Here is a 20,329-nt window from a genome sequence, read left to right as displayed (position 1 = left end):
AGAAACAGGAGGTTATAGGTGATGGCAAAAAAGGTGTTGGTACTTGGTGAATTGCGTGAAGGCATATTGAGAAACGTATCGTTTGAAGCGATTGCCGCAGGGAAAAAAATAGCTGCAGGCGGAGAGGTAACGGCTGTACTGATCGGCAAATCGGTCAAAGATCAAGCAAATGAACTTTTTCAATACGGCGCAGACCGGGTCGTAGTGGTCGAAGATGATCAACTCGAACACTACACACCCGACGGATATTCCCAAGCATTCATGGCAGTGGTCAATCAAGAAGAGCCAGAGGGAATTGTTTTCGGCCATACGGCGCTGGGGAAAGATCTGTCTCCGAAAATAGCGAATAAAATGAGCGCCGGTTTAATATCTGATGTAACGGCGATTGAGGAAGTGAACGGTGAATTTACGTTTACCCGCCCGATTTATTCCGGAAAAGCGTTTGAAAAAGTGGTGAGCACCGAAGAACCGCTCATGATCACAATCCGCCCAAATAATATAGATAGTTTGGTAAAGGACGCTTCCAAAACCGGAAATGCGGAAACGATGACCGTTGAAATAAAAGACCTTCGCACAATTGTGAAAGAAGTTGTGACAAAAGCGAGCGAAGGCGTTGATTTGTCGGAAGCGAAGGTCATTGTTGCCGGTGGACGGGGAGTGAAAAGCGCGGAAGGCTTTGAACCGCTCAAGGAATTGGCGGATGTGCTCGGAGGTGCTGTTGGAGCTTCGCGTGGTGCATGCGACGCGGATTATTGCGATTATTCCCTGCAAATTGGACAAACAGGAAAAGTAGTAACGCCTGATTTATATATAGCTTGCGGTATTTCAGGAGCGATCCAGCATATGGCCGGAATGTCCAACTCAAAAGTGATTGTTGCCATTAACAAAGATCCCGAAGCCACCATTTTCAATGTGGCGGACTACGGCATAGTCGGCGACCTTTTCGAAGTCGTTCCTTTACTGACGGAAGAATTCAAGAAAATCAAGGTTGCCTCCTCTTAAACCCCGTGTGTAAATGCTTTTGTTTCGGGTATACTAAAGTGCAGGCAAATTGTTAGCGCGGATCACTGCCTGATGATATACTTGCGTTAGCTTCGGATAGTTTATTAGGAGGTAAAAAAATGGCTATAGTTAATGCAACTGACCAAAACTTTGCAGCGGAAACAGGGAGTGGAGTCGTTCTTGTCGACTTTTGGGCGCCATGGTGCGGACCATGTAAAATGATTGCTCCCGTTCTTGAAGAACTTGATGGCGAGTTGGGAGATAAAGCGAAAATCGTCAAAGTAAACGTTGATGAAAACCAGGAAACAGCCAGCCAATACGGCGTAATGAGTATTCCTACTCTCTTTGTCATGAAGGATGGAGAAGTAGTAGATAAAACAGTCGGCTTTCAGCCAAAAGAAGCATTGGCTGAGTTAGTCAACAAACATTTGTAAACCGAAGTGAAAATCCGAGCCGAAATTGCTCGGATTTTTTTCTGACCAAGGTCAAATGCAACTCAGGAAGCATGTGCTCCTGAAGCATGCTATCGCAAGTGTTTCAAGTTAGCTTACTCAGCATGCAAGCGCCCCTAAGGGCAGTAGCGTTTGCCTTGACAAAAATTTCAAGGTGGCACATTCAGTATGCGTATGCTCTTGCGGCGCAGCGAAAGCGGGGAAGACACTTGTTTCACATGGTTGCCGAATCTCAGGAAGCATGTGAAGGTCCTTTTACTTCGCGGAAAGAGCATAAAGGAAGCTTGTTTTTTTCGTATACGCGTGTCCCTAAATGAGGAAATCTTGTTTCACCTTATCGCGAAGCTGCATGAAGCTTAATCCGAACTTATCACATATGATATGAGCGTAGGGCAGTCGCTTGGCACCGGGAGGTAACTTGAATGAATAATGCCATCAAACATAAGCTGGAAATTTTGCCTGATCTTCCCGGCTGTTACTTAATGAAAGATAGGCATGGAACAATCATTTATGTTGGAAAAGCAAAAATATTAAAAAACCGGGTTCGTTCTTATTTTACAGGAGCCCATGACACAAAAACGCAACGCCTTGTATCTGAAATACAAGACTTTGAATATATCGTCACCTCATCTGATATTGAGGCACTCATTTTGGAAATGAACTTGATCAAAAAGCATTCGCCGAAATACAATGTTCTTTTAAAAGATGATAAAAGCTATCCATATATCAAACTGACGAATGAACGCCATCCGCGGCTGATCACGACTCGCAAAGTGAAAAAGGATAAAGGGAAATATTTTGGCCCTTATCCGAATGCTTATGCAGCCAATGAAACGAAAAAGTTGCTTGACCGCATATATCCCTTGCGGAAATGCCGGGCGCTTCCTGACCGGGTTTGCCTTTATTACCATATGGGGCAATGTTTGGCACCGTGTGTAAATGAAGTATCTCAGGAAACATACAAACAACTGACAAGTGAAATTACCCGCTTTTTAAACGGTGGTTATAAAGATGTAAAAAAAGAGTTGGAAAACAAAATGTACGAAGCCTCCAACAATCTTGAATTTGAACGGGCCAAAGAATATCGCGATCAAATATCCCATATTGAATCAACGATGGAAAAACAAACGATTATTTCTACTGATTTTACAGATCGGGATGTTTTTGGTTTTTGGATTGAAAAAGGCTGGATGTGTGTGCAGGTTTTTTTTATCAGACATGGCAAGCTAATAGAAAGAGATGTTTCCCTTTTTCCGGTATATGCCGAGGAAGAGGAAGAGTTTTTGACATTTCTCGGCCAGTTTTATTTACAGCCGCAGCATTTTAAACCGAAAGAAATTCTTCTTCCCCAAGTGGTAGACGAGGAGCTTGCGGAACAGCTTGTCGGGGCAAAAGTGTTAAAGCCAAAAAGGGGACTAAAAAAAGATTTGGTGGAATTGGCAGAAAAAAACGCCAAAATGGCCCTTCATGACAAATTTGCGCTTATTGAACGGGATGAAGAACGGACGATTGGCGCAGTGGAAAAACTGGGCAAGGCAATGGGCATTTATCCGCCATATCGTATAGAAGCATTTGACAACTCTCATATACATGGAACTGACCCGGTTTCTGCCCTCGTTGTCTTTACCGATGGAAGGCCTGATAAAAAAGAATACCGTAAATACAAAATCAAGACGGTTGAAGGGCCGGATGATTATGAATCAATGCGTGAAGTCGTTCGACGGAGATATACGAGGGTGTTAAAGGATCACCTGCCGTTGCCTGATTTGATCATAATAGACGGCGGCAAGGGGCAAATAGAGGCGGCCAAAGATATATTAATCAATGAACTGGGACTGGAGATTCCGGTTGCGGGGCTAGCCAAAGATGATAAGCACAGAACTTCTGAGCTTTTGTTCGGCGATCCCCTTGAAGTGGTGGAATTGGGAAGAAGCAGTCATGAATTTTATTTACTCCAACGGATTCAGGATGAAGTTCACCGATTTGCCATTACTTTTCATCGCCAGCTAAGAGGAAAAAGCGCATTTCAGTCCGCATTGGATGAAGTGCCGGGTATAGGGCCGGCCCGGAAAAAACTGCTTCTTCGCCACTTTGGCTCATTGAAAAAAATGAAAGAAGCGTCGCTGGAAGACTTTACGAATATCGGCATTCCGCAGCCTGTTGCCGAAAAGCTGAAAGAGAAATTTGAAGAGCAGAGTTGAATGTTTGATTATTGCATGCTATAATAATTCAAATTTAACAAACTGATAGAGGTGCGGTCCTTAAAGAGTAACCGTCTGGAGAAGTGTGGGCTTCGAAGAAGGATGGCGAAAGGGAAGGATCGCCGAAGTGAAAATAAGACCCATCATTATTTTTGCTGGTTCTGCATTGAATAAGTGCAGGATTGTCAGCATGAAGGTACATTCATGCTGGAGGGCTATCTCAGATTGTGCGTCGATATGATGTGGCATCGTGTATCACAAGCAATGAGAGCAGCTTCTCATTGCTTTTTTATTATGAGAAAGAAAGAAGGCATGTAAATGGGAACGGTAGTCATTAAATTTGGCGGCTCATCATTAAGTACCACGGACAAAATCAAGCAGGCGGCGAAGCGGATTATTAACATCAAGAAAAGTGGCAAGAACGTCGTCGCCGTAGTATCTGCGATGGGTAAAACAACTGACCAGCTCCTGGGACTGGCGGGGCAGATAACAGACAACCCGGCAAAGCGTGAAATGGACATGCTTTTGGCGACAGGTGAACAAGTATCCATCTCCTTGTTGACCATGGCGCTGACTGAAATGGGAGAGCAGGCTGTTTCCCTGACCGGCTGGCAGGCCGGAATTGTTACAGAAAAAGTCCACAGCAACGCAAGAATCGTTGACGTAAAAACCGACCATCTAGAAGAAATTCTTCAAGAAGGGAAGATTGCTGTTGCGGCGGGCTTCCAGGGGGTAACCGAAGATGGGGAAATCACAACACTTGGCAGAGGCGGCTCTGATACGACAGCAGTGGCACTTGCAGCGGCCCTTGGTGCTGAACGTTGTTCCATTTGCACGGATGTAACCGGCGTATTCACCTCTGATCCTCGCTACGTCCCGCAAGCAAGGAAGCTTTCATCCATTTCGTATGATGAAATGTTGGAATTGGCCAACTTGGGTGCTGGCGTATTGCATCCGCGGGCAGTTGAATTTGCGAAAAACCATAACGTCAGCCTGGAAGTCCGCTCGAGCGTGGAAGATGAAGAAGGAACTGTGATTGAGGAGGAAGTATCTATGGAAAAAAATCTCATTGTTCGCGGAGTTGCTTTTGAAGATCAAATTACGAGAATGACCGTTTTTGGTCTTTCAAATGAAATTACCGGATTGCCGGCTATTTTCTCTACTTTGGCGGCAAATCATATTGATGTTGATATCATTATTCAAAGTCAAATTGAAGGTGGAAAAACAAACTTGTCTTTTTCTATTAAAAATAAGGACCGTCAAGAAGCAGTCCAGGTTTTGGAACAAGAAAAGGATGCAATCGGATTTGAGCATATTGAGTGTGAGACGGGGCTTGCCAAAGTATCAATTGTGGGTTCCGGAATGGTCTCTAATCCGGGAGTGGCCGCAAAAATGTTCCAAGTGTTGGCTGATAAAAATATTCAAATCAAAATGGTCAGCACGTCTGAAATCAAAGTGTCTGCCGTCGTCGATTCAGATTGCATGACAGAAGCGGCTCAAAGCTTGCATGACGCTTTTGAACTAGGCGTCTTGCAATCGGCTGAAAAATAAAAGATACAGGAAAAGAAGCCTGCTTCTAAATAGAGCAGGCTACTCCTTCGTGCCCAAAGGGATGCATTTATTTCTGACGAATAGCGCAAATAAGGGATTCACGAACCTACCGGGTCGTTTTTATCCCATCTGACGGTGATGATCACCTTCATTTGTTTTTTGTCGATTTCTTCAAAGGCTTCCGCCAATGCTTGTTTCATCGACTGTACTTGTTCGGCAATAAAACCCGATTCCAGGCGGAAACAAGATTGGGAGTTGATTTGCAGCCGTCTTTTCACGATCCAGCCGCTTAATTCAAGCTTGTATTCATTTCTTTTTTCATGAACGATCTGCAAATGACCCCATCCGGCTTCGGCAAAAAACGACAAAGCTTCGTCGATTGATAACAGGGGAAACTTTCTGGCCAAGTTTTTACCCGCCAAATAAGAGATTTCGAATATGTCATCGCCAAGCAAGTCCGGAATGAGAACATCTCTGAGCAGTTCGTAGGCAAACATGGGCACTTCCTGTTGTTTGTTTTCCTTTTTAGTTAGAGATTCCACTATTCATACCCCTCTCTAATGCTAGTTTCTATTATAAACGATTTTTGAACAGCTTAGGGAAAATTCTGTAGGGCGTTGAATTTCGAATATTGGAATCCATTGCCTTGACGAGCCATGAACAGGGGAGTAGAATGTAATATGGTCACATAATTGTTACAAAGAATTGTGTTATTCGACATCCATAATTTGTACAAACGATTAAAGCACATGCAAAGTACTAAGGGAGGTTACATTGTGGCAGGAAAAAATGAGTTTTATTGGCGCAGGCTGCATTCATTGCTCGGGGTGATACCGGTAGGGGTCTTTTTGGTGCAGCACCTTTTCATTAACCATTTCGCTACTATGGGAGAAGAAGCATTTAACAGGGCGGCAGGTTTTGTCGGAAATCTTCCATTTGTCATTATTCTGGAATTTGTCGTTATCTATATACCGCTGTTGTTTCATGCTATTCTCGGGATCTACATTGCATTTACCGCAGACAATAATCCAGTCAGATTAAGCTTTTTCAGAAACTGGATGTTCACACTGCAAAGAATTTCGGGTATTATCCTATTACTTTTCATTTCCTGGCACGTATGGGAAACACGTATCCAAAAAGCTCTGGGTGCAGAAGTGAATTTTCAAATGATGGAGGACATTTTGTCCAATCCAATCATGCTCATCATTTATATCATTGGAATTCTTTCTGCGACTTTCCATTTGTCCAACGGACTGTGGTCTTTCCTTGTTCGGTGGGGCATTACCCAGTCACCACGTTCACAATATATTTCATCTTGGGTAATGGGAGTATTTTTTGTCATTCTTTCGGTCATTGGCATCCGCGCAGCGTTGGCCTTTGTACCAGGATTCTTTAGCTGAGTTTTTTGCACGGATTGCGGATAACCAATAGAACAAGTAGCTAAAAAGGAGTGTAAACCACACGATGAGCAAGGGTAAAATTATCGTCGTCGGCGGCGGATTGGCCGGCTTGATGGCAACTATAAAAATTGCAGAACAAGGACACCCCGTAGATCTATTTTCGCTAGTACCCGTAAAACGGTCACACTCGGTGTGTGCCCAGGGTGGAATTAACGGGGCTGTAAATACGAAAGGGGAAGGAGATTCCCCTTGGATCCATTTTGATGATACGGTTTACGGCGGAGACTTCCTGGCTAACCAGCCTCCTGTAAAAGCCATGTGTGAAGCAGCGCCAGGGATCATTAACTTGCTTGACCGGATGGGCGTTATGTTTAACAGAACGCCGGAAGGATTGCTTGATTTCCGGCGCTTTGGAGGAACACAGCACCATCGGACGGCATTTGCGGGGGCGACTACGGGGCAGCAGTTGTTATACGCCCTAGATGAACAAGTTCGCCGTCATGAAGTAGCTGGCCTTGTCAATAAATTTGAAGGTTGGGATTTCCTTGGCATCATTCAAGATGATTCCGGTGTCTGCCGTGGAGTTGTCGCGCAAAACTTGACAACAATGGAAATCCAATCATTCCCTGCCGATGCTGTTATCATGGCAACCGGAGGACCGGGAATCATTTTTGGAAAATCAACGAACTCTGTCATTAATACCGGCTCTGCAGCATCGATTGTATATCAGCAAGGTGCAGCCTATGCCAATGGAGAATTTATTCAAATCCATCCGACTGCCATCCCCGGTGATGACAAGCTTCGCTTAATGAGTGAATCTGCGCGTGGTGAAGGCGGCCGTGTTTGGACATATAAGGACGGAAAGCCTTGGTACTTCCTCGAGGAAAAATATCCGGCATACGGAAACCTTGTTCCGCGTGATATTGCCACACGGGAAATCTTCCATGTGTGTGTGGACTTAAAACTCGGTATTAACGGGGAAAACATGGTTTACTTGGATTTATCCCATAAAGACCCACATGAACTGGATGTGAAACTTGGCGGCATTATTGAAATTTATGAAAAATTCACGGGTGATGACCCGCGTAAAGTGCCAATGAAAATCTTCCCTGCAGTTCATTACTCGATGGGCGGCTTGTGGGTTGACTATGAACAACATACAAATATTAAAGGTTTATTCGCAGCCGGCGAATGCGACTATTCACAGCACGGAGCGAACCGTCTAGGAGCAAACTCATTGCTATCCGCCATTTTTGGAGGAATGGTCGCGGGCCCCGAAGCATTAAAATATGTGAATGGCCTTGATAAAACAGCCGAAGACCTATCTTCTACACTATTTGATTCAGCCGTTAAAAAGGAAGAAGAAAAATGGTCTGAAATTATGTCGCTTGACGGTACGGAAAACGCCTATGTCCTTCATAAAGAACTCGGCGAGTGGATGACAGACAACGTAACAGTTGTTCGTTATAATAAAAAACTACAAGAAACAGATGATAAAATTCTTGAATTAATGGAACGCTGGAAAAATATCAACATTAACGATACAACGAGCTGGAGCAACCAGGGGGCGGTCTTTACAAGACAGCTATGGAACATGATGCAGCTTGCCCGCGTAATTACAATCGGAGCTTTAAACCGAAACGAAAGCCGTGGAGCGCACTACAAGCCAGACTTCCCGGACCGTAACGATGAAGAATGGTTAAAAACAACAATGGCGATGTATAATCCGGGCAAAAACGGGCCTGAATTCAGTTACGAGGAAGTAGACGTATCGTTAATTAAACCTCGGAAACGCGACTATACCAAAAAGAAAGAGGAGAACAAGGGATGAGTGAAAACAAAACAGTTACCTTTATCATAACTCGTCAAGATCATCCTGACTCACCGCCATATACAGAAGAGTTTAAACTGCCATACAGGCCGAATATGAATGTTATCTCCGCTTTGATGGAAATTCGCCGAAATCCGGTTAACGCAAAAGGGGAAAAAACAACACCTGTTGCCTGGGACATGAACTGCCTTGAAGAAGTTTGCGGAGCATGCTCCATGAGAATCAACGGAAAGCCGCGTCAATCGTGTACGGCACTCGTTGACCAACTGGAACAACCCATCCGTTTGGAACCGATGGATACGTTCCCGGTAGTACGCGACCTGGTCATTGACCGCAGCCGAATGTTTGATGCGTTGAAACGAATCAAAGCATGGATTCCTATTGATGGCACATATGATCTTGGACCGGGACCGCGGATGCCGGAAAGAACACGTCAATGGGCATATGAACTTTCCAAATGCATGACTTGCGGCGTTTGTCTAGAAGCATGCCCGAACGTAAACAGCAAGTCCAATTTTATTGGTCCTGCTCTGCTTTCGCTCCCGCGCCTATACAATGCCCATCCAACCGGAGCAATGAATAAAGATGAACGTTTGGAAGCACTGATGGAAGACGGTGGAATCAGCGGTTGCGGAAACTCGCAAAACTGTGTGCAAGTTTGCCCTAAAGGCATTCCTTTGACGACTTCGATTGCCGCAATGAACCGTGCAACGAACATTCAAATGTTTAAAAACTTCTTCGGAAGCGACCATATGGTGGATTAAGGAAGAAGATCATTTTCAAAAACAGCAGTTTTCCCATGTGGAGCTGCTGTTTTTTTAAAAGGAGGATCATGATGTCCCGAATCAGTTATATTCATGACTTTAACGAATGGAAAAAAGAATTTTCATTTTACCAGGAAGTGAAGGTCCGTTTTTCGGAAACAGATATGTTCGGCCATTTGAACAACACAGTTCCATTTGTTTATTTTGAGCAGGCGCGGATTGCTTTTTTCAAAGAAAAAGGATTTATGCAGAACTGGGTAAAACAACAACACGAAACGATGCCGGTAGTCGCCGATCTGCAATGTGATTTCATGGCCCAGGTGTATTTCGACGAATTGTTAAAAGTATATGTGAAAGTAGGTGAGGTGGGAAAATCCTCTGTAGATCTTCATTACCTTGCGACACGTGAAGATGGCTCACCATGCTTTACGGGGAGAGGCGCCATGGTGCAAGTATCCAAAAAGACAGGAAAAAGCGTTCCATGGACAGATGAGATGAAGAATAAGTTGTTAAGCTCCTGAAAGGCGAAAATGGTTGCATGTCACGAATAGGACCTCGGATACATACTTTTTAATAAAGGAAGTTGACAATGAAGAGAATCGCCTTGTATGCGCTCCCGATCGGGATTATTGTTTATTTTCTGTCAATGTGGTGGCTCAATAAGCATTACACAGACATCGAACCGAATATCCGCGTATATCTTGCTATTGGAGCAGCCCTCTTATCCGCAATTATCTCCTTTTTCTTATTTAAAGGAGATGCAGGGGACATCCATCCCGGAAATCAACGTAAAAAAAAGTAATCGTAAGCCTATTTATCCTTTTCTTGCCTTCAACATGTCACTCACGATATTTAATTCACATATGATGTGGTGACAATTAAAATACCCATCCCCACGGTTTAAGCTGGCGAAGGCAAGGAGGGTTACAATAGTTGAAGGAGAACGATTTCACTCATAAACCGCTGCTCACGAAAAGAGAAAAAGAAGTTTTTGAGCTGTTAGTTCAGGATAAGACCACAAAGGAAATCGCAAGCGAACTGTTTATTAGTGAAAAAACGGTTCGGAATCATATATCCAATGCCATGCAAAAGCTCGGAGTCAAGGGGCGTTCTCAAGCTGTCGTTGAACTTTTGCGCATGGGGGAACTAAAGCTATAATAAGCAAAACCGGTTTCCGTAAGGGAACCGGTTTTGTTTTTGCGGCCAGCAAGGCGCGCCGATTCTTGACCACTTGTTTTTCATTAAAGGAGATTTGTTATGCGGTGATGATTCGTTCCAATTTCTGTTCGTTAGGTTGACGGTTAAGGTAAAGGTCTGATGAAGCATCTTTTGATATTGTTTTCGAGCCCATAGTGGGCTTGTGTTTCTGTAACATTCCCGGCAAGAATCCATTTCTGAGAAAATCCATCATCAAAACCATCATTGTCAAGGGTTATTCTTAATACCCTATAGCTCTTTTCCCATCTCTCATACATAATGGCATGATTGGCTTTCCAACTGTTCTCCGGATAAAAACGTCTGCCTCCACACAGATCGTTCTTTGGGAAGATCAGCATCTTCTTTTCATCTTCAGCAGCCTGACTTGGCCATTTCTTTTCCCGTTTTCTTTTTGAGTGGTCCGTTGCTGTTCCACGATTGATCAATACTTTATTGACTTTAACCAAAGTATTTGCGTTGATGGCAGGGCATTGATAAGAACGATAGAAATATTGCTGCAAAATGAGTGGAAACAACCTCAGCTATATTGACAACCCCTTTTTTCGCACGAATGAATTAGGGGATTTCCCCTATAGGATTCTCTCCCATCTTTGATTAAGGTTAGAGTAGAAAGTTCATAGAATATAAGAAAGAAGGCTAACGCATGAGAAACTCTTTTAAAGTTGTTATTGTCGGAGCCGGCACAGCTGGAATATCTGTCGCAGCGCGTTTACTTCGCAAGTCACATCATTTAGCTAATGAAGTAGCTATTATAGATCCCGCACAAAAACATTATTATCAACCACTATGGACCCTTGTTGGAGGTGGAGCGGCGAAAAAAGAAGATTCAGAACGTGATATGGAAAGCCTTATACCAGAAGGAGCTTTTTGGATTCAACAAACTGTCGACACTTTTGATCCGGATCATAACAAGGTTATTTTAAAAGATCAAACAGCAGTTACCTATGACTTTTTAGTAGTCGCAGCAGGAATCGAAATCGACTGGGGTTCCATTAAAGGGTTAAAAGAGTCACTCGGTACAAAAAACGTCTGCAGTAACTATTCATTTGAACATGTGCAGTATACGTGGGAAACAATTCGTCATTTCACATCAGGAACAGCTTTATTCACACATCCAAATTCCCCAGTGAAATGCGGAGGTGCTCCACAAAAAATCATGTACCTGGCTGAAGATTTTTTCCGAAAAAAAGGGATACGGCAAAATGTGAACATTGTATTCGGTTCAGCAAACCCGGCAATTTTTGATGTGGTAAAATATCGCAATGCCCTTAAAAAAGTAGTGGAACGTAAAGAGATCAATGCGCGGTTCCGCCGCGACCTCAAGGAGATCAAAGCGGAAGAGAAAGTGGCAATATTTGAGAATCTTGAAACGGGAAGCATCGAAGAAGTTCGGTATGACATGATACATGCCGTCCCCCATATGAAAGCTCCAACATTTATTGCCAACAGTCCCTTGGCAGATGAAAACGGCTGGGTGGATGTGGATATGTATACGTTACAGCATAAAAAATATGACAATGTATTCGGCTTGGGTGATAACGCCAACTTGCCAACATCAAAAACAGGCGCCGCCATCCGAAAACAGGCACCAGTCGTTGCCGAAAATATTGTTGCGAGCATGCGTAACCAGCAAATGAACCACCATTACGACGGATACTCTTCCTGCCCGATCGTCACTGGCTACAACAAATTGATCTTGGCGGAGTTTGACTATACAAAGGAACCAGCGGAATCTATGCCGTTTAACCAAGGCGTTGAACGGGCCAGCATGTATATGATGAAGAAAGACTTACTTCCAATCATGTACTGGAACGGCATGCTAAAAGGAACAATGTAGAGGAGCGCGGATATGATGGAAATGAATCCGATACAACAGCAACTACAGCAGCCAGAAACACAGAAAGCCATTGTCAACTTACTCGTCAATTTACCAACATATCAAAAGAACATGGAAACTTTGGGAGAATGGATCGACTTTGGAAAAGCCGTTTTACAAGATAAACAATCACTCAATCAATATGACGAGCTGATCCGCAGCTACAATCTTGATTTGGAAACAGTAGAAGCACTCATCAGTCTTCTTGAGAAATTGCCGCGTTTAAATGAACTCATTGAAAAACTCGATAACTTCCTGGAATTTGGCGAAGCCATTTTACATGACGAAGCCTCTTTGGAATATGCGGCAGCCAGCTTGAAATCATATGCTGATCCCGTTGTTGAAAAAGGCAGACAGGGGCTGCGCATTGTGAAGGATATTCAGCAGAAGGCGCAAGCCGACTCTGAACCTATCAAACTAATCACTATCCTGAAATGGTTAAAAGAGCCGTCAGTACAACAAGGACTGAAATATGTACAAGCTACGCTGACCACTTTGAATAAAACAATATAAAAGGGGAGATTCAGAATGTTATTACGGTATTTTTATGATGAAAAACTGGCACACGCATCTTATATGGTCGGATGTCAGCAAAAAGGGGAAGCAGTCATTATTGACCCTATGCGAAATATCGAACCTTACATCCAGGTCGCTGAAAAAGAAAACATGACAATTGTTGGCGCGCTTGAAACACATATTCATGCTGACTTTGTAGCAGGATCACGCGAATTGGCCGATAGATTCGGTGCAAAACTATATCTATCCGACGAAGGGGATGAAAACTGGAAATATCAAAACCTTGACGGAATATCGCATCAATTGCTCAAAGACGGCGACAAATTCGAATTGGGACGTTTAACATTTGAAGTGATGCACACACCCGGCCATACACCGGAATCCATTTCATTCCTGTTGACTGACGTAGCAGCCGCGGATAAACCAATCGGTATTTTCACCGGCGATTTCGTATTCGCGGGCGATATCGGCCGCCCCGATTTACTGGAAAAAGCGGCAGGTATTCAAGGAACGGCAGATGCTGGAGCGAAAGCAATGTTCAAATCCGTCGAGCGCTTCAAAAAGTTACCCGATTACCTGCAAGTGTGGCCAGCACATGGGGCGGGCAGCGCATGCGGTAAAGCATTGGGAGCCATTCCATCCTCTACTGTCGGGTATGAAAAACAATTCAACTGGGCCATGAAATATGACAACGAAGATGAATTCGTCAAAGCATTGCTGGAAGGTCAACCTGAGCCCCCCTATTATTTTGCTGTGATGAAACATGTCAATAAAGTAGGAATCGGTCTGATCAAAGATTTGCCACCAGTCCAAACGATCACATCCATTGATGAGGTAGAGCGCCTGGTCGCAAAAGGAAGCCAAGTAATTGATACACGGGATGCAGCAAGCTTTGCAAGGGGACATATAAAAGGGACTATGAATATTCCCTTCAATAACTCATTCACCAATTGGATGGGGTGGATTGTCGACTATGAAAAACCATTATACCTGCTCGCAGACCCAGCTCAACTTGATGAAATGTTGATTGCCCTCCGTTCCATCGGCATCGACAAAGTGGCAGCATATGCGGATGCAACAGATATGATACAGCAAGCTCAAGAGCTAGATTCTTATGAAAACGTAACTCCTTTAAAAGCAAAAGAGCTCATGGAGCAAGAGGATGTGGCAGTGCTTGATGTGCGTAATTTAACAGAATATCAAGAAGGCCATATCGAAGGAGCTCAGCATATCATGGTCGGAACACTGAAAAATCGCTTGGACGAAGTGCCTGCGGATAAAAAATTGATTGTCCAGTGCCAATCTGGAGGCCGCTCCGCCATTGCCGCCAGTATTTTAAAAGCGAATGGCTATCATAACCTTGTCAATATGGCTGGCGGTTATGGCCAATGGACCAAAGATGTAAAAAATTAATCCATTTTACTCAAGAGTGCTCTTGTTCATAAGGGCACTCTTTTTGGGGATGATTGCGTGTCATTTCGTTTCTTATTTTCTTTGTCCCGGTTTGGGCCACCTATACAAAAAGAAGAAAAAACGGGTGACGTTTAAAATGAACAAATCTTAGATGCGTGTGACTGCTATTCAGGCGGTTGCTGTCTCAAACAGGGAATTCCTATTCTTACAGCTATTAGCCCCACTGAAAAAAACAGCCGTACAATAACAACTTGAAAGTAACTGCTTCATCCGCTGGCTGCAAAAACATGGCTTTTCAATCAACAACTTTATTAAAATAGATACAACAAAGGAGTTGTAGCTAAAGGAGGCCCAATCATGAATCCAGACATGGAAAACAAATATCTTCGGAGAATATATGAGCACATGTTGGAAGGCATCATTGTCATGAAGGAAAGCAGGGAAATTGTCATGATTAACCCTGCCGCTGTAAGAATGACAGGTTGGAAAGTCGGCGGGTATGTCGATTATTGCTCTTATTGCAAAACCCGCGAATTGAAAGAGGGCGAACCCACATGCTACTTGATAGCAAATAAAGAGGTGCCGACATTCTTATCGGAGATGCCGACCTATCATGGAAAAACCATTGATGTGGAAATGAGTACCGCTGCTATATATATGAATGAAGATACCGGAGAGACTGAATATCTGCTCGTTTTACGGAATCATGAACTGCATAAACGGGCAAGGGAAGCGGCCATCAATAAAAAAATGATCCGCGCACTAATCGAAGCAAAGGAAGAAGAGCATAAAAGGCTGGCCCACGAACTGCATGACGGTGTTGGCCAATCGTTGTTTTCCGTGTCTGTCGCCTTACAAGCCATTGAATCATTTGTGCATGATAACAAACAACTGAATGAATATATTGTCGAAGTGCGAAAAGAGTTACAGAAAGTGATGGACGACATTAATTCATACTCGCATCGCCTGCGTCCCCATAGCCTTGATCAACTTGGCTTAGAGCCAACGATCCGCCATTTGATCGAATTGATCCATAAACAGGTCCCGGGGATTGATATTGAACTAACCACGGAAGGGATTGATCGTAGCGACCCAGCCGTAGAAATCAACCTGTATCGTATTACACAGGAAGCTTTGCATAATGTGATCAAATATGCGAAAGCAACGAAAGTAGATATTAATCTTTTGCGTGATAAAACCCATATATATTTAACCATCAAAGATAATGGCATCGGCTTTGCTCGTGATAAAATCCAAAATGAAGGACTCGGCTTAAAGCATATGGAAGAACGGGTTGATCAGCTGGGAGGCACGTGCAAAATCCTGTCGGAAATCGGGCGGGGAACGTCCATTGATATTGTTATTCCAAGATGGAGGCCTGAAATATGATTAAAGTGTTACTGGTGGATGACCATGTGTTAATTCGAAAAGGTATTGGACTGTTATTAACAAAGTATCAAGATATCGAAGTGGTAGGAGAAGCCTCTGATGGTGCCGAGGCGATTCAACTCGCGGAACAATTGCGGCCGAATGTTATTTTAATGGATATTTCGATTCCCAAAGGCATTGACGGTTTTACTTCCACCATCGAAATTAAAAAACACCAGCCGGATATCAAAGTCATCATGTTAACGATGCATAACGAGCTCGCCTACATCCGCCAGGCCATTGAAGTGGGAGCGGACGGATATATTTTAAAAAACAGCCAGGGGGGCGAAATGTATCAGGCGATTCAAGCTGTCTATACGGGCAGGAATTTTTATGAAGTAGGCTTACCTGAAGAACAGATTGAAAAGCTGTATAAACAAAAGGGGAAGAAGAAAGCGGATATCCTTTCGACTCGGGAACAAGAAATTTTACGCTTGACCGTTCTTGGTTATTCCAACATTCAAATTGCCGATCAACTGTTCATCAGTACAAAAACAGTAGAAAATCATAAGTCCAATATAATGCAAAAGCTTAATGTCAAAACAAAGGCTGAATTGATTCAGTACGGAATTGCCAATGACTACATCAAGTAGTGATTGGCTTGTACCTGTAAAAGATGATCACGCTTCAAGGAAGATCCCGAATGCCGGCATGCATTTGGGTTTTTTCGTTTTTGCTAGTTGATCTTCCTTCAATGGAATTTCTGTCACAACCTTGTCAAACTGATTTTACTTATGGTGGAATCCCCCTATACTTTTTTCTTTTCTCTTTTTTTATACTGAGTTTAAAGATAAGTGAATAAAGAAAGAAGGTGTTAAAAATAGATTGGACATTTTTTATCATCATATTTCTCATCGGTTTTGTCGGATCGTTCGTTTCCGGACTTGTCGGGGTTGGCGGGTCAATCATTAAATATCCGATGCTTCTCTATATCCCGCCCCTTCTCGGAATGGCCACATTCACTGCCCATGAAGTATCGGGGATCAGCGCGATTCAAGTTTTTTTCGCATCTATTGCGGGTGTTTGGGCCTATAGGAAAGGCGGCTTCTTAAAAAAAGATTTAATTATTTATATGGGGTCTGCCATCTTGATCGGGAGTCTGATCGGCAGCTTGGGCTCAGGTGCCTTGTCAGAGAATACTGTAAATATTGTATATGGTACACTTGCCGTCATTGCGGCGGTCATGATGTTTATTCCCAAGAAAAAAGTGGATGATAAGCCGATGCATGAGGTGACTTTTAACAAACCATTAGCAATGGGGTTGGCGTTGATTGTCGGTATTGGTTCAGGAATTGTTGGTGCTGCCGGAGGTTTCCTATTGGTGCCGATTATGTTGACCGTTCTTCATATTCCTACACGTATGACGATAGCTTCAAGCTTGGCCGTCACATTCATTTCTTCCATCGGCGGAACGGTAGGAAAAATAGCCACGGGCCAAATTGAATATAAATCGGCGGCCATCATGATCATCGCAAGTATCATAGCGGCTCCGCTTGGCGCAAAAGTAAGCGGCAAATTGAACACAAAGGTATTGCAACTCATTTTGGCTGTTTTGATTTTGGCGACAGCTATCAAGACTTGGACTGATATTTTATAGATTTTTTTGATTACGATTTAATCAGCAAATCAAGACAGGGGTGACGCAATGCTTTACAAAAAACATGAAAAGGTATTGATGGGACTTGTATTTGGCGTAGCAGCCATTATGCTTCTATCCATGCTTGGACGAATTCTCGGAAGTTGATGAAAGGGTGAATGTTTCATGTTTAATGGAGATTCTTTATTTTACAGCAGATTATTAACCGAACTTACCCTCTCCTTCCATATTATTTACGCCACAATTGGAGTCGGTGTCCCGCTGATGATCATGATTGCACAGTGGGTCGGCATCAAGAAAAACGATGAGCATTATATTTTACTTGCAAGAAGGTGGGCTCGCGGTTTTGTGATAACCGTTGCCGTCGGAGTTGTGACCGGAACAGCAATCGGCTTACAGCTCTCCCTTTTGTGGCCCAACTTTATGGAATTGGCGGGGAATGTCATCGCTCTGCCGCTGTTCATGGAAACTTTTGCTTTCTTTTTCGAAGCCATTTTCCTGGGAATTTATTTGTACACATGGGATCGGTTCGAAGACCAGCGCAAGCATCTCTTGCTCCTGATCCCAGTGGCGGCGGGGGCGGCTTTTTCCGCCGTTTTTATCACAATTGTGAACGCATTTATGAATGCCCCGCAAGGTTTCGATGTTGTCAATGGTGAGCTTGTGAATATCAACCCGATCTTAGCCATGTTTAATCCGGCCATGCCTACAAAAGTGGCACACGTTGTGTCAAGCGCGTTTATGACATCCGCTTTTATTTTGGCAGCCATCGCCGGTTTCAGATTGTTAAAAGGTTCAGACCATATTTATCACAAAAAAGCTCTTTATTTGACAATGAAGTTAGGATTGATTTTCTCTATCGCAACGGCAATCATCGGTGACTTTTCAGGAAAATACCTGGCTGATTATCAGCCAGAAAAACTGGCGGCTGCCGAGTGGCACTTTGAAACATCTAAAGACGCACCATTAATTTTGTTCGGGAAATTGGAAAATGGAGAAGTTAAATATGCCATTGAAATTCCCAAAGCGTTAAGTATTTTAGCATACACCGATCCTTCGGCTGAAGTTATCGGATTGGATCAAATCAAAGAGGAAGAAATTCCGCCTCTTTATATCCACTACTTATTCGATATCATGGTTTCCATCGGTGTATGGATGACGCTGTTATCCTTTGTCTACTGGTTGGGAATGAAAAGAAGCTGGTCCTTTATAAACAGCAAGTGGTACCACTGGCTTATCGTTCTCGGCGGTCCCTTATCAATCGTGGCTATCGAGACGGGCTGGTGGCTGGCTGAAGTAGGAAGACAGCCTTGGATTCTCTACGGCCTTATGAAAACTTCCGATGCTGCAACAACAAGCGGTCACGTTGACATGATGCTCATCCTTTTTGCTGGGTTATATCTCATTCTTGCCATAGGCAGTGCCATCGTTTTAAGCAGAATGTTCCGAAGAAACCCCGTAGAACGTGAGCTTGAAGAACGGAGAGCGGAAAAAGGCGGTGCAGTTCAATGAATCTGGAAATCTTAGGCATTATGGTGTTATGGACTTTTTTATTCGGCTACGTCATTGTGGCTTCGATTGATTTTGGGGCAGGTTTCTTTAACGCATATAGCTTATTTAACGGCAAGCAGCATATATTGACGAATATTATTCAGCGCTATCTCTCGCCTGTCTGGGAAGTGACGAACGTGTTCCTCGTATTCTTTTTTGTCGGCATCGTCGGTTTCTTCCCCAAAACGGCTTTTTACTACGGAACCATACTACTTGTCCCTGTCAGTATCGCCATTTTATTATTGGCAATCAGAGGGTCATACTATGCTTTTGAAACGTATGGAGCGAGAGGGCATAAAGGATATTCGTTCATGTACGGATTGTCAGGACTGTTCCTTCCTGCCTCTTTGTCGATTGTGCTGACCATTTCAGAAGGCGGATTTGTTTCGATCGTGGATGGAAAGCCCGTGCTGGACTACTGGGAGTTGTTTACCAGTCCCCTTACATGGAGCATTGTGGTATTGAGCATTGTGGCCGTACTTTATATTTCCGCCGTTTTTCTGACTTGGTATGCCCATAAAGCGCATGATCAAGATGCAACGGAGTTGATGCGCAACTATGCGCTCATCTGGTCAATGCCATTGATTATCACCGCTTCCGGGATCATTGTCGAAATCCGGGCCCATAATCCGGAACACTTTGGGAACTTGCTCAATCTCTGGTGGATGTTCGCTTTATCATTCCTTTTATTCTTGGGGACGGTTTGGCTCATCTGGAAAAGGAAGCATTACGGAAGAGCTTTCGGCTTATTGGCGGGTCAATTTGCCCTTGCTTTTTTTGCATATGGCTTTTCACATTACCCTTACTTGCTTTACCCGCATTTAACGATCTATGATGGCTTTACAAATAAAACGATGGCAATATCGCTGGTTGTCGCCTTTATTGCCGGACTGGGATTATTGATCCCCTCTCTTTATTTACTGTTGAGATTATTTCTTTTCAACAAAGATTACGTCACCGGACAACACATTCATACAAACAAAAGGAGATATTCCTGATGCAGAATTTCTTTATCTTCTACGCACCTTTTCTTACCTTGGCTGCAGCAGTCGGTGTTGCGTTTTGGGCAGCTTTAAAAGATGTACATTTAACAAAATAACAAATGTAGACGTGTCCTAAAGTAATAGTAGTGTCCTTATAACAGGTTGCCAAAATCGGTGAAAAATGACCATTTCCTAATCGGGCTGGGTATTGTGTTCCTTCTATTTTGTAAAACAGGAAATGAAACGTGGGAGCAAGTTCGCTTTGACCCAACAGAAAATGTAGCTAAAAATGATAATAGATCCTTTTGAAGAGTGAAATAATGTGCCTTTTTTACTCAAATAACTTTTAAAAACCACTTCTGAAATCAGAAGGTATTCCTTACCGAGTTGGACGAGACTTTTTTCAACGAGATAAAGGGATATTGAAATGAGCGTAATTTCTTTATTGTGATAGGGAAATTACGCTTTTTACATAATCAACCCTATTTAAAAAGTGTACAATTTAATTCTGAAACACGAATGTCATTCGGTTATGTACAAGTCTTC

General features: G+C 43.3%; 21 protein-coding genes and 1 riboswitch. Of the genes, 19 read left to right on the top strand and 2 right to left on the bottom strand.

Features of this window, described 5'->3' with window-relative positions; translation table 11 throughout:
* Nucleotides 1-21 precede the first annotated feature (21 nt).
* The 4 genes from JOC94_RS08170 (at nucleotide 22) to JOC94_RS08155 (ending at nucleotide 5,206) form a co-directional block, all read left to right on the top strand.
* Nucleotides 22-1,002: an electron transfer flavoprotein subunit alpha/FixB family protein gene (locus tag JOC94_RS08170; protein ID WP_077110147.1), complete on the top strand. Its 981-nt coding sequence runs from the start codon at nucleotides 22-24 to the stop codon at nucleotides 1,000-1,002.
* Nucleotides 1,003-1,121: 119 nt separating this feature from the next.
* Nucleotides 1,122-1,436: a thioredoxin gene (gene trxA / locus JOC94_RS08165; RefSeq protein WP_077110148.1), complete on the top strand. Its 315-nt coding sequence runs from the start codon at nucleotides 1,122-1,124 to the stop codon at nucleotides 1,434-1,436.
* 440 nt (nucleotides 1,437-1,876) lie between these two features.
* The gene (gene uvrC, locus JOC94_RS08160; RefSeq protein WP_077110150.1) at nucleotides 1,877-3,655 is read left to right on the top strand and encodes an excinuclease ABC subunit UvrC; all 1,779 of its coding nucleotides are present in this window, start codon (nucleotides 1,877-1,879) and stop codon (nucleotides 3,653-3,655) included.
* 38 nt (nucleotides 3,656-3,693) lie between these two features.
* A riboswitch (Lysine riboswitch) is annotated at nucleotides 3,694-3,881 on the top strand.
* A gap of 92 nt (nucleotides 3,882-3,973) precedes the next feature.
* Nucleotides 3,974-5,206, top strand: coding sequence for an aspartate kinase (locus JOC94_RS08155; protein WP_077110151.1), 1,233 nt, complete (start codon nucleotides 3,974-3,976; stop codon nucleotides 5,204-5,206).
* 98 nt (nucleotides 5,207-5,304) lie between these two features.
* Here the strand turns inward: JOC94_RS08155 and JOC94_RS08150 are convergent, their stop codons facing one another.
* Nucleotides 5,305-5,748 carry a YslB family protein gene (locus JOC94_RS08150; protein ID WP_321189656.1) on the bottom strand — a complete coding sequence of 148 codons (444 nt, stop codon included), beginning with the start codon at nucleotides 5,746-5,748 and terminating at the stop codon, nucleotides 5,305-5,307.
* Between the two features lie 234 nt (nucleotides 5,749-5,982).
* On the opposite strand from JOC94_RS08150, the gene JOC94_RS08145 reads away from it, so the two are divergent.
* The 6 genes from JOC94_RS08145 to JOC94_RS08120 all read left to right on the top strand — a co-directional run bounded on the left by JOC94_RS08145 (nucleotide 5,983) and on the right by JOC94_RS08120 (nucleotide 10,359).
* Nucleotides 5,983-6,606, top strand: a complete 624-nt coding sequence (locus tag JOC94_RS08145; RefSeq protein WP_077110152.1) for a succinate dehydrogenase cytochrome b558 subunit — start codon at nucleotides 5,983-5,985, stop codon at nucleotides 6,604-6,606.
* A 64-nt stretch (nucleotides 6,607-6,670) separates the two neighbouring features.
* Nucleotides 6,671-8,437, top strand: coding sequence for a succinate dehydrogenase flavoprotein subunit (sdhA, locus tag JOC94_RS08140; RefSeq protein ID WP_077110153.1), 1,767 nt, complete (start codon nucleotides 6,671-6,673; stop codon nucleotides 8,435-8,437).
* Nucleotides 8,434-9,201 (top strand): succinate dehydrogenase iron-sulfur subunit, encoded by a 768-nt coding sequence (gene sdhB, locus JOC94_RS08135; RefSeq protein WP_077110154.1) that lies wholly within the window; start codon nucleotides 8,434-8,436, stop codon nucleotides 9,199-9,201. Before sdhA ends, sdhB begins: the two co-directional genes overlap by 4 nt.
* Before the next feature lie 71 nt (nucleotides 9,202-9,272).
* Complete coding sequence (locus tag JOC94_RS08130) at nucleotides 9,273-9,722, top strand: acyl-CoA thioesterase (RefSeq protein WP_077110155.1); 450 nt, start codon at nucleotides 9,273-9,275, stop codon at nucleotides 9,720-9,722.
* A gap of 68 nt (nucleotides 9,723-9,790) precedes the next feature.
* Nucleotides 9,791-10,003 (top strand): hypothetical protein, encoded by a 213-nt coding sequence (locus JOC94_RS08125; protein ID WP_077110156.1) that lies wholly within the window; start codon nucleotides 9,791-9,793, stop codon nucleotides 10,001-10,003.
* A gap of 131 nt (nucleotides 10,004-10,134) precedes the next feature.
* On the top strand, nucleotides 10,135-10,359 hold the full coding sequence (locus tag JOC94_RS08120) for a helix-turn-helix domain-containing protein (protein WP_077110157.1): 225 nt from the start codon (nucleotides 10,135-10,137) through the stop codon (nucleotides 10,357-10,359).
* A gap of 143 nt (nucleotides 10,360-10,502) precedes the next feature.
* Here the strand turns inward: JOC94_RS08120 and JOC94_RS08115 are convergent, their stop codons facing one another.
* On the bottom strand, nucleotides 10,503-10,919 hold the full coding sequence (locus JOC94_RS08115) for a hypothetical protein (RefSeq protein ID WP_139345568.1): 417 nt from the start codon (nucleotides 10,917-10,919) through the stop codon (nucleotides 10,503-10,505).
* Between the two features lie 143 nt (nucleotides 10,920-11,062).
* Between JOC94_RS08115 and JOC94_RS08110 the strand changes: the two genes are divergently transcribed.
* The 9 genes from JOC94_RS08110 to cydS all read left to right on the top strand — a co-directional run bounded on the left by JOC94_RS08110 (nucleotide 11,063) and on the right by cydS (nucleotide 19,899).
* Nucleotides 11,063-12,256, top strand: coding sequence for an FAD/NAD(P)-binding oxidoreductase (locus JOC94_RS08110; RefSeq protein ID WP_077110159.1), 1,194 nt, complete (start codon nucleotides 11,063-11,065; stop codon nucleotides 12,254-12,256).
* A 12-nt stretch (nucleotides 12,257-12,268) separates the two neighbouring features.
* A complete protein-coding gene (locus tag JOC94_RS08105) occupies nucleotides 12,269-12,808 on the top strand; it encodes a hypothetical protein (protein ID WP_077110160.1) in 540 nt (179 codons plus the stop codon).
* Between the two features lie 15 nt (nucleotides 12,809-12,823).
* On the top strand, nucleotides 12,824-14,224 hold the full coding sequence (locus JOC94_RS08100) for an MBL fold metallo-hydrolase (RefSeq protein ID WP_077110161.1): 1,401 nt from the start codon (nucleotides 12,824-12,826) through the stop codon (nucleotides 14,222-14,224).
* Nucleotides 14,225-14,581: 357 nt separating this feature from the next.
* Nucleotides 14,582-15,613, top strand: a complete 1,032-nt coding sequence (locus JOC94_RS08095) for an ATP-binding protein (RefSeq protein ID WP_077110162.1) — start codon at nucleotides 14,582-14,584, stop codon at nucleotides 15,611-15,613.
* Nucleotides 15,610-16,245: a response regulator gene (locus tag JOC94_RS08090; RefSeq protein ID WP_077110163.1), complete on the top strand. Its 636-nt coding sequence runs from the start codon at nucleotides 15,610-15,612 to the stop codon at nucleotides 16,243-16,245. Before JOC94_RS08095 ends, JOC94_RS08090 begins: the two co-directional genes overlap by 4 nt.
* 227 nt (nucleotides 16,246-16,472) lie before the next feature.
* The gene (locus JOC94_RS08085; protein WP_077110232.1) at nucleotides 16,473-17,249 is read left to right on the top strand and encodes a sulfite exporter TauE/SafE family protein; all 777 of its coding nucleotides are present in this window, start codon (nucleotides 16,473-16,475) and stop codon (nucleotides 17,247-17,249) included.
* A 165-nt stretch (nucleotides 17,250-17,414) separates the two neighbouring features.
* On the top strand, nucleotides 17,415-18,761 hold the full coding sequence (locus JOC94_RS08080; RefSeq protein ID WP_077110164.1) for a cytochrome ubiquinol oxidase subunit I: 1,347 nt from the start codon (nucleotides 17,415-17,417) through the stop codon (nucleotides 18,759-18,761).
* A complete protein-coding gene (locus JOC94_RS08075; RefSeq protein WP_077110165.1) occupies nucleotides 18,758-19,798 on the top strand; it encodes a cytochrome d ubiquinol oxidase subunit II in 1,041 nt (346 codons plus the stop codon). The genes JOC94_RS08080 and JOC94_RS08075 overlap by 4 nt, the downstream gene beginning before the upstream one ends.
* A complete protein-coding gene (gene cydS, locus JOC94_RS23505; protein WP_408021909.1) occupies nucleotides 19,798-19,899 on the top strand; it encodes a cytochrome bd oxidase small subunit CydS in 102 nt (33 codons plus the stop codon). The genes JOC94_RS08075 and cydS overlap by 1 nt, the downstream gene beginning before the upstream one ends.
* The last annotated feature ends 430 nt before the right edge of the window (nucleotides 19,900-20,329 follow it).

Origin of the sequence: Siminovitchia thermophila, from assembly GCF_016909185.1 — a bacterium.
Classification (GTDB): Bacteria; Bacillota; Bacilli; order Bacillales; family Bacillaceae_C; genus Siminovitchia; species Siminovitchia thermophila.
The sequence above is the reverse complement of the archived record's forward strand: the minus strand, read 5'-3'. Positions and strand labels throughout refer to the sequence as shown.